Annotated in this window: 3 protein-coding genes and 1 pseudogene; 2 read left to right on the forward strand and 2 right to left on the reverse strand. The window is 43.8% G+C overall.

The window, feature by feature from the left end; genetic code table 11:
- Together ACFIKB_RS08380 and ACFIKB_RS08385 are read right to left on the reverse strand one after the other, a co-directional pair.
- Nucleotides 1-5975 (reverse strand): hemagglutinin repeat-containing protein (locus tag ACFIKB_RS08380; protein ID WP_375653282.1); only part of this gene is annotated, 5975 nt, incomplete at its 3' end.
- A 25-nt stretch (nucleotides 5976-6000) separates the two neighbouring features.
- Entirely contained in the window at nucleotides 6001-7797 is a 1797-nt protein-coding gene (locus ACFIKB_RS08385) for a ShlB/FhaC/HecB family hemolysin secretion/activation protein (RefSeq protein WP_375653285.1), read from the reverse strand.
- 601 nt (nucleotides 7798-8398) lie between these two features.
- On the opposite strand from ACFIKB_RS08385, the pseudogene ACFIKB_RS08390 reads away from it, so the two are divergent.
- Together ACFIKB_RS08390 and ACFIKB_RS08395 are read left to right on the forward strand one after the other, a co-directional pair.
- Nucleotides 8399-9145: pseudogene (locus ACFIKB_RS08390) on the forward strand (DEAD/DEAH box helicase family protein); the annotation flags it as partial.
- Between the two features lie 5 nt (nucleotides 9146-9150).
- Complete coding sequence (locus ACFIKB_RS08395) at nucleotides 9151-9405, forward strand: type ISP restriction/modification enzyme (RefSeq protein WP_375653286.1); 255 nt, start codon at nucleotides 9151-9153, stop codon at nucleotides 9403-9405.
- The last annotated feature ends 174 nt before the right edge of the window (nucleotides 9406-9579 follow it).

Raw genomic sequence — 9579 nt, forward strand, 5'->3', positions numbered from 1 at the left:
TTGACAGAGCCTGTCACACCAGCAAAAGACTTTTCATGCTTTTCTTTTGCGTTAGAGGTATCATAGCTTTCTGATAGTGTGATATTATTGCCGGCATCAATGTTGACATCACGATCCGCCGAAACAATGGTTGCTTGTAAATTCACATCATTGCCACCATTGATCTGCACATCTTTGCCCGCCTTGAAATGAGATGGCGTATTGGTATTTTCCCATTGATCGCCCGTATCTTTAGCGCTTGCAATTCCAACACCCACGGAAGCACCGCTAGGGTTCTTTTCAAACTGAAACCCAAAACCTGTACGTTCTTCCTTTGAGCTTGCCCTATGACGATTGTGACCAGGTGAAACATTCACATCATGGGCTGCCGAAACATGAATATTTTCTTGCGCAGTAAAATCAGAGCCCTCCACGTTCACATCTTTTTTGGTGGCGGTGATGGTGATATTTTTCCCATTGAGAGAAGAGCCTTGATGCTCAAAACTCTCTTCATTTTCTGTCTTTCCCTCACTCCCGTATATCGACACAAAACCCTTGCCCGATCCCACACCAAAACCCGTTTCATGGGTCTCTGAATGGCTCTTATGATGATCTGTCATGCCATCAATCGTCACACTTTCTCCGCTCACATGAATATCTTCATTTGCAAACATATGAGAAGCAGTGATTGTGGTCTCTTTGTCTGATTGCGTGATAATGTTGCCCGTTGCCCCAAGGATAGAGGAGACCGTTGTGGTATGCGATTGAGATGTATCGGACGATTCCTCATGCAAAAAGCCACTTGATGACGATTGTGCTTGCTGATCCAAGTGTTCTTGGGCGCCTTTGATGACAATCTTTCCCCCAGAGTGAATGGTAATATCCGCTTGTTTCTGTTCTCCTGGTGCTTCCTCTCCTGACGTTTCCTCTGCCTTACCGGCTATGAGCGTCGAGGCTAAAATTTCCGTGTTGTTTCCAGATTCAATGGCAACGCCTTCACCCCCAGATATGAGTGAACCGGAAACTTGGGTAGCATCCACCTTGTTATGCACAGATTTGCTGCTACTAAATGCTCCACCGTCTTTATGGTACGACATCTCATAGTGTAAGCTATCCTCTGCATTGGTGATCAGAACATCGTTGCTGGCTTTCAGCCCCACCTTGCCCTCAGCCGCAACAGAACTTCCCGTGATGGTGAGATCATGCGGCTTGCCATCCTGCCCTGCAATGACAGTGGTATCACCTCCCGATTTTATCGAAGAGCCAACCGCATGAGAGGCTTGCATATCCACTTTCGTGTTTTTGCCCTGAAGATGATACTCCATTTCATCGTTTCTCACCCCTATTGTTACCTCCCCTTGGGCGCCAAGACCAACATTGCCCTTCGCATCGATATCGGAAGCAGCAATATGGATATCGCCACCCGATAGAACAGTGGTATCTTTTCCAGAACTTAAATGAGAGCCATTGTGCACGGCAACATGAGAGGTTTGATCCCCGCGATGGCTATTGGCACTGTTGCGCGTGGCATCAATCGAAACGTTTTCTTTTGCCTGTAAGAAAAGATTATCCGTTGCTTGAACATCAGAGCCTAAGATATTCAAATTATTTCCAGAGGCAAGTGTCGTCGATCCTCCAGAGTTTAACGCCGATTTATGATGCATGGTGGCATCACCCTGTTCATCATGGTAATGGGTTTCTGCTGAACCGATCGTCAAGTTGCCTTGTTCTGTAGCCATGGCAAGATCACCTCCGGTGGTGATCCCCACCCCTGAAGCGGTGATATCTTGCTTGGCAAGAACTGTCGCATTGCCACCAGTAGAAAGCGCTTCGGTGTTTAATACTGTCTCCACGCCGTCAACCGTTGTGCGCCCTGCATCCAAACGAATATTCTTCTCCGCAAGTAAAACAGCATCACCACCCGCCGCAAAATGCCCTCCTTGACTGAGGATATCCCCGCCATGCACATGCAATTGGTGGTTTGCCGCAATCCGTCCTGAATTGATTATCGTGGAATTACTTGTATTTTGGCTAGTGATATTCACATCATCGCCCATGATCAAAGCCCCAGCAGAAACAAAGGAGGCTCTGTCTTTTTCAGGGATATAAAGCACCGGTGCGTAAACATCCATGCCCTTGACCTGTTGGCGCACATAAATCACCATCGGGGCTTCTAGAGAAGCCAATTGTTCTTCACTCAAAGCCTCACCAAAGGGGAGATTGTGTGCTTTTGCATATTCTGCCCCCACATCCAGCAAAGTTTTGACTTGTTCAATGGCATCACTTCCAGGAATAAAGGAACCTTTACCCAACCCTTGACCAACAAGATCACGCATTTGTTTTTCAATCAGCTGCTTTTCAAAATATGCATCGCCTAAGAAAAAAATCTCCCGATCAGGATTGTAACCTATTCTGTTCAAATAATAGGCTGAGCCATAAAACTTGCCAACATCAAGGAATTCTGCCCGCGTTTCATAAATGAAATTCTGGTTGGGTAGCGTGCCACCAACCCCACCCGATTGGGGTTTTGGTAAAGGGAGCCCCTCAGAAAGTTCTCCTGCATTATTGAGATCTACTTTTGGTGTAAAGAGAGCGCCAGCTCCAGGCAAACCACTTAAGGACTCCAGTGGATTGCCCCCAACTGCTTGTGCTTTAAAATGCGCATCCCCTGTAATTGAACCTTCCGCTGCCGTGTTATTGAGTTGATCGACCACCAGATTTAAAGTGCCACCCGCTTGAACAAGACCAGGAACGGTATCAAGAACTTTTGAACCAGTTTGGCGATCCTTGCCATTGACTATATCTAAAGAAACATCGCGGCTTCCATCAGCTTTATAGCCATAACAACTGTCTGTATAAGCCTGACAACTAAGATAAGTGTTTTTATAAGCCGTTGCCCCCAAATTGGTGAGCACATTGGCGTGGATATCGGCATTTCCCTCTGCTCTCATAGAGCTATAATGGTTGTCAATGGTATCAGCGTTAATGATGAGATTGCCACTAGATTGTATTACCCCCGAAACTGGTTTATGCGAAAACCCTTGCGTGACAGTCTTTTCTGTCATATGTGACCAGTGTTCGTTTATTGACCCTAACCATCCTCCCTTCTGCCGAGAACCATTCCAGGAATACTGTTCTATGCCTTTTCTGTTATCATTATATTCCCAAGTAAAAGCCTTATAGACTGTTCCATCGCTTGAAATTGCGGTGCCGTAGATTTCTTCTTTGCTCGCCCAAACCTGCTGTTCAAATATAAAGTTTTTCTTGTCTTTACCAAGCGGCCACTTAGAAAGCTTTCCTTTACCCCAGCTATTCGATCTCGTATCATGATATAAATCCCTACCATCGAGAAAATTATATTTGTCTGGTTTTTGGAAAGAAATATCGCTATATTCCGTTTTTTCCGTGATGACAGGCGTGCTATCAGCTTCGTTTTTTAGAGTGTTGGTTTGGATATTTAAGTTTCCACCAGCTTGAATAAAGCCCGCTTTGTTAACAAGCGAAAGGCTTTTTCCGCTGCCAGCCGCATTGGTGAAAGATAAATCACCCTCTGCCATTATGGCACCAAAATCATTGAGCAAAGTCCCATCAACTTGTAAAGCACCATTGCCCTTCACATAAATTAAGCCCGTTTTGCTGTTGGTCACATTGCCCGTCACGCTAAAGACTAAATCCTGCCCCGATGCCAATTGACCGCTATTTCCAAGCTCCCCCGTTTTGATCACGAAATCTCGTGCCGCTAAAACAGAAGTTGCCTTATCCACCATAACGCTTGGAGCAATAAAGAGAATATCTCCAGTCCCTCCCTCATCTGTCACGGCTTGTAGCCGTGCATTGTGAATATCAAGGGCATTGGTGCTTTGAAAGTCTAAACCACCATAAGTCAATTCGCTCTCTGAGACATCAATATGATCTGCAATTAAATACAGCGTTTGCGGCGTGTAAATATGAGAACGATTATTGCTTAAATCCAGTGTCGGTGCTGTCAATCTCACATCCCCCTCAGCAGACAGCATATTCTCAACACTGATCTCTCCTGTTACCGATGTCAATGTTGCGTTGCCATAGCCAATGACCTGATCATAGTAGATGTCGTTGCCTGCAAAAATTTCAATATTGCCACCACTGGCAATCTGCCCAACCTTCACCCCTTCTTTTGCTGTAATAAAAAGAAAACCCTTTTTATCTAAAACAAGATCCCCTGAACCGCCCGTAGAAACGACACCTGTCATCAGTGTGCCAGCATCAAGGCTGCCAACCTTTAAAACAGCTTCTTCACCCGTCATCAGCGAAGAAAAGTCAACCGCCCCACCCTCAATATTTGCCTTGCCATGAGCTAAAAGTTGCCCAAAATGAACCGGGGCATTTGTTTCTGGTTGTGCTTGAATGGCAACATTTTGATGCGACAGAATTGTTTGAGAAACAGAAAGTCCGTTATGAGAAACTAGGGTGATATCTCCTGCACCATAAACACTTTCAGCGACAATCGCACCTTGACTGCTCTGGAGATCAACATCCCCTTGGGTGCCAAGAACAACAACACCAGCAGCACCCGTTGCCGTCATATCAACCCCACCAGCTAAAAGCTGCGCCTTTATATCACCACCGGCATGTGCCTTGAGGTTCCCTTGCGCTAAAACATCCCCCTCAAGCCTCAAGTCTCCACCCGCCTCAAGAACCATATCAACCCTACCAGCTAAAAGATGCGTTTGGATATCACCACCGGCATGTACCTTGAGGTTCCCTTGCGCTAAAACGTTCCCCTCAATCTTCAGCTCTCCGCCTGCCTCAAGAGCCATATCAGCGCCTGACCCTAGCCCTGAAACTTGAAGTGTCTGGCGCGAAGACAGCTCCATGTTGCCCCCAGACGTTGCGTTTCCGGCAATCGATAAAAGCCCATCCTGCGCCTCTATTTTCAAATGACCATCAGCGCCAACCGTTTCTAATGTCACATCCTTATGTGCTGCAATATCAATATGCTTTTTCGAGGTGATGTGTTTTGCCAATACGCTCTGGCTTTTCGATTTGAGGACAACGCCCCCATGACCAAAAACATTCTTCAACGAGATTTTCCCGTCAGCAGAAAGATGCAACTGCCCCGCATTGGCTGCCATATCATGGCGCATACGAACCCCAACACCTTTTTCTGTTGCCACAAGTTTAATCTGATCCGCCTGTAGAGCCCCCAAAGCAGAACCATCTATCGCATATTCCGGTTTACCAGTAATATCGGTCAGTTCTTTCATCTCACGAGAAGCATAATCAAAGTGACCCGTCCCTGCTGTCACTCCAATTTCTCTGCCCGCAACAGCTCCTTCAAAATGCACCGTGCGTGAGACAATATCGACAATATCAACCGCCCCTTGGCCAGAGAAAAAATTGGCTCCCTTTGCTCCAAAGGTAATATCCCCACCTCGCACCTCAAAGCCTTTTAAAAAACCGCTCGCATCAATTTCGGGTACACCTGTGGTTAAGGTCGCATGGGGCGTATTGATAAAGCCACAACCATCACAACTTATCCCATTGGGATTGGCTATAATCACATCGGCGGGGCTCCCAAAAACCTCTCCTGGACCATGAAGCGCACTACGCTTGCTGCTGGTCACTTCATTTAAAATCACTTTCGCCGAACCCGTAACACGCAAATGCGGATTGCCCGGCATAATGCCCCCCAACTGCGATTGCCCCACTTCTTGCGCATGATTGTTCCAAATCACACCTGGATTGCCAATATTAAAATCGTCATATTTATTGTGTGATAAGCCCTTGCCATTGGGGGTAACAATATCAATGGAGGGAACCCCATTGGGCGCTGCCACTATATCTGGACGATTGGCGGCATGAGCGTTAGGATCCACAGTAATTTGTGCCTGTAACGCTGAAGGTGCAAATAAACAAGAAAAACCAAGTCCCCCCAATAAAACCTTTTTGAGCATCGTACTGGAGACCAAAACACCTAATAAAGCTGCTCTTTCTGCTCTCTTCTCATATCTCATACTTTAACTCCCCAATAAAAAATGCTTAAAGTTCCATTGTTAATGTCATAAAAAATGTTCCTGATTTTTTGTGCTTAACTGTGCTCCAAAAAATACTGGAATAACTGGCATCGAGAGAGACCATGCCTCCCGCAAGCTTGACACCCGCTGTCCAACCGGCAAGCTGGTCACTCTTAATCCCATACAAGGGTTGTGCAAAAACACGCCCATAATCCAAACCAACATAAGGGCGAAGTTCACCAAAAACCTTTTTGAAGGTCGCGTGATTGCTCCACGGAATGGTGCGTAGCAACAAATCATTCCGGCTAAAAAAACCGTTATTGCCAAAAAGCAAACTCTCACGCGTGCCACGAACATTGGAGGCACCCCCCAACGAAATCTGCTCAGCACCCAGTAAATTATGCGGTGAATATTGACCACTCAAAAGATTGCTCAGTATAAAGTCCAAGCCCCCTACCTTAAAAGGCGTCATGACACTAAGCGTACCAGTAAATTTGGCAAATTGTGGCTCCGCATCTCCTGCTCCTGGATCGTGCTTCTTGACAGAATGAAACAAGGGAAGACCTTGCAAATAACTCACATCAAAGGTCCAAGTTCCACCCAGCATCTGGCGCGAATGCGAAATCCCAAAATTGGCGACACTATATTGACGGCTGCCCACTTCAATCTTATTGCCAAGAAGGTAATTGTTGGTTCTTTTATAAGAAAGACCTAAATTCAAGGTTGTAAGGGAAACACCATCACGGTAAAGAACCCTGCTTGTACTGGCGTGTAACTCACTGGAATCCCCCGTCGTCTCAATATCGGTAAAATTGCCAGGGATTATGCTTTGGTAATTATAAACAGTGCCATTCAATCCAAAGGTCCAATAACCGTACGGAATACTCACACTCGCTGAAATGTTATTACTATGTCCTTCTTGCTTGCTCCCACCCCAATAATCGGGCTCACTGCGTTGATAGTTAAAATCCCACGCATCATTCATCCCTAAAATATTTTCTACCCTTAAGCCCGCACTATAACGCGCATAACCTGTAGAGGCTTGTCCCATATTGTCATGAGAAACAGTAACCTTGAAAGTTTTATCGGGATGATTGTTAATATTGACAATGGTGCTCCCTTCTTCACGCCCTGGAAGAAGTTCGCTTTGAGCGTGCGCTGAACTCAAACGGTTGATCTGATCAAGCCCCTGTTCAATATCGCGCATGTTCAGAACATGACCTTGAAGCCCAGGAAAAGCACTCCACACAACATTGTTATAACGAGACGCCGGTGAACCATTATAGTAAATCTCTGAAAGCTTGCCCTCAATGACAACAAATTTGAGCGCCTTGCTGTTTTTGATATCTTGATCAGGAATGTAAAAACGCGCCGTTACATAGCCTTGATCCAAATAAACTTTGGTTAACTTCTTGATTAAGAGCTGAATATCGACAAGACCGATACATCTTCCAACATAAGGCTCTGTTACGGCTGATATAAAGCGCTTTTTGATATGATGCACTCCCTCAACAACAAGAGCATGAATGGGAAAACATTGCTTCCCACCCAAAAGCGTTTCTGGATTTTGCTCTGAAGGCGTCTTGATCCTTTTAGGCGTTAAAGCGCGTAAATTCTCAATTCTTTCTAATTGCTGCTTCTCAGATTGTTGGCGAGAAAAATTATCGGTTGGGGAATGAAAAATAGCCGATGACCGCGCATAAACACTTACACCTGTAAACAAGCCAAATAAAATAATAATGGCACGAAAAATTCTCAAAAGAGAACTTTGGCGTAAAAATACAGAAAACAATACAGATTGCCCCCGCTTTGCACTATTCATGAAGCATTGTTTAAAAGAACTTCATGAACCTCTAACAAGTCCACTCAAAACAGCCACTGCCCTATAACGCTTTTAACAAAAGCACATGCCTCTGTGACCAAAAAAGTGACACCCAAAACTGCTTTATTTTAACTGCTGAAGATCTCTCCCCCACATTTATATGAAAAAACCTCTAAACAAAACTGTTTAGCCCGTCAATGGTTAATACATTAATATCCCCATAAATATAAAGGATAAATTTGCTCAACCATATCCCCTTATTCATAGAGTGAACCTTCAAAGGACACCTAATCTATGAGTTTTGAAGGTTTAAGAAACCTTCAAAACCTATCTATAAAACCTATCAAAGCACATAGTGCATTTGTCTTGATTAACACGTGAAACGAATAGCAAATTTCACTATTTTGCTGATCTTACCTCATGTCATAGGCTGTGGATAAGTAGCCTTTAATAAAATTTCTTTTTAAGCAGGTTGTGGGTCTTTAGCACCCTTTTTTTATTTTATTATTGCTATTTGTTTTAAATAGATCTAGCAAATTCTATTTAAAGTTTTTTGACACCGATAGATCAACGCTTATAAAGCGGTGGGGTTTTATTATAAATGCTTCAATCTCATAACAAACCACTGACATTACGCTCTCTGTTACAATCCTACCGTGATCATACAGAAAGTGCGCGCGATAGAGGAACTTCTTTTGAAAAGTTTGTAATTGCTTATTTGACGAAAGACCCCCTGCAATGCCAAGAATATGAAAAGGTTCAAACCTATTGTGAATGGGCAAAAGAGCATGGGGAAGATGGGCGTGATATCGGCATTGATCTGGTTGCTAAAATTCGTGATGAAGAAGGATATGCCGCTATTCAATGTAAGTTTTATAGTGCAAATCATCAGATCAAGAAAGAAGATATTGATAGCTTTATTGCTGCTTCGGGAAAAAAGATCTTCACACGCCGTATTCTGGTTGATAGCACCGAAGGTAATTGGAGTAACAATGCCGATCTCACCTGTGAAGGACAAGGAGTCCGCATTCAACGGATTAATCTTTTTGATTTAGAAAACAGTCAAATAGATTGGTCAACCTTTGAAAGCAAAGGGGAAGCTACTCTTAAGAAAAAAGAACCGAAAAATCTTTTAGATCATCAACAAGAAGCGCTTAAAGCTGTTTGTGAAGGGTTAAAAGAAGCAGACCGCGGCAAGCTGATTATGGCGTGTGGAACGGGAAAGACCTTTACCAGTCTGAAGATAGCAGAAGCTCTTGCTGGTCAAGGTAAACGTGTTTTATTCCTTGTCCCCTCTCTTTCTTTAATGTCACAAACAATAAGAGAATGGACAGCAGATATAGCAATATCATCATGACAGATATCCCTCTTGAAGCTTATGAGTATATCGTCAATGGTAGACCCGCTCTTGAATGGGTTATGGGGCGTCAATGCGTTAAGACAGATAAAAAGAGTGGCATTGTGAATGATGCCAATCGCTATGCTGTTGAAACCATTGGCAACCCTGCTTATCCATTAGAGTTGTTTCAAAGGGTTATTACCGTAAGCTTAGAAACAATGAAAATCGTTAAAAACTTACCAAAATTAGAAATTAGAGAAACTGAATAGACTTGGCTTGCTAAACTCACAAGGGGTATAGAGTCTTATAACCATAATCTATACCTCTCTTGTTAAGTTGATTAGATAAAATCTTTAAAAAGAGTGCTTATATGCGTTATTCTAAAAAGAAATCATTTGCACTTTTAAATACTCTTATTTTGATTGCTTTTAAAAAACTATATC

This window comes from Bartonella sp. MR110HLJHH (genome assembly GCF_042194225.1).
GTDB classification, from domain to species: domain Bacteria; phylum Pseudomonadota; class Alphaproteobacteria; order Rhizobiales; family Rhizobiaceae; genus Bartonella; species Bartonella grahamii.

What these genes read in the sequence shown, in the direction of transcription:
- ACFIKB_RS08385 (WP_375653285.1), bottom strand. Translation starts at nt 7,797, where the DNA reads ATGAATAGTGCAAAGCGGGGGCAATCTGTATTGTTTTCTGTATTTTTA.
- ACFIKB_RS08395 (WP_375653286.1), top strand. Translation starts at nt 9,151, where the DNA reads ATGACAGATATCCCTCTTGAAGCTTATGAGTATATCGTCAATGGTAGA.